This is a genomic window from Mediterraneibacter sp. 210702-DFI.5.30, assembly GCF_020560115.1.
GTDB classification, from domain to species: Bacteria; Bacillota; Clostridia; order Lachnospirales; family Lachnospiraceae; genus Mediterraneibacter; species Mediterraneibacter faecis.
In genome coordinates this window covers 1-238 of sequence record NZ_JAJCME010000168.1, presented here as the reverse complement: position 1 = coordinate 238, position 238 = coordinate 1, and the positions used below count along the sequence as shown (strand labels likewise).

Annotated in this window: 1 protein-coding gene; it reads right to left on the bottom strand. The window is 48.7% G+C overall.

Annotation, left to right across the window (positions count from 1 at the left end; all coding sequences use genetic code 11):
* Window positions 1–238, bottom strand: a 238-nt coding sequence (locus tag LI126_RS15130) for a polysaccharide biosynthesis C-terminal domain-containing protein (protein ID WP_227165735.1), incomplete at both ends; no start/stop codon positions are given.

The window sequence follows — 238 nt, the reverse complement described above, 5'->3', positions numbered from 1 at the left end:
CCAATGGCCACGCCAAGGATCAAAAGGAAGAATGCGGCATAGCGGCCATGCGGATTAACCAGATAGCCCAGGCCGAACATCACCAGCTTGGTAACCACAAACATGACCAGAGAAAAGGCCAGAATCTGATTGGTTGGCTTAGCCATTTCTTCAAAGTGCAGACCAAATTCCATATTAAACGAATGCAAAATCAAGTAGTTCATCACCACCATAGCCAGGGCCGTTGCCAATAGCGGGC